The organism is Streptomyces aurantiacus (genome assembly GCF_001418335.1).
Lineage (GTDB): Bacteria > Actinomycetota > Actinomycetes > Streptomycetales > Streptomycetaceae > Streptomyces > Streptomyces aurantiacus.
The window spans coordinates 3,140-3,514 of the sequence record NZ_LIPP01000465.1; the positions used below are offsets into that span (position 1 = coordinate 3,140).

A 375-nucleotide genomic window follows, 5' to 3' on the forward strand; every position below is an offset into this window, starting at 1 on the left:
CGGTCAGCGGCACCGGGTACTTCCAGCCGGCGCGCGGGCCCTTCAGCTCGTGGTTGTTGACGAGGAGGGTCGTGCCGCGCGGGCCGTCGAAGGTGGCCGTGCCGTCATGGTTGGAGGGGGTGAACTCGCCCGACTCCAGCTTGGTCTTCCCGCTGTGGGTGATGACGCGGTACGAGAACCCGGCGGGCAGCGCGAGGATGCCCTTGGGGTCGGGCAGGAGCGGCCCGTAACCGACGGCTCCGCCGTGCCGGTCGGCGTCGTGCCGATCCGACGCGGGCCGGTCCGACTCGTACAGGTCGGCGTCGTCGCCCGCGGTCTCGGTGTCCGTGGACGCGAGGGCGCCGGGCGCGGTGGCGAGGGCGCCGACGCTGCCGA

1 protein-coding gene is annotated in these 375 nt (G+C 73.9%); it reads right to left on the reverse strand.

Annotated features, from left to right (window positions below; genetic code table 11):
• The coding region (locus AOK01_RS45895) for an alkaline phosphatase PhoX (RefSeq protein WP_425424795.1) at nt 1-375 on the reverse strand (375 nt) is incomplete at both ends.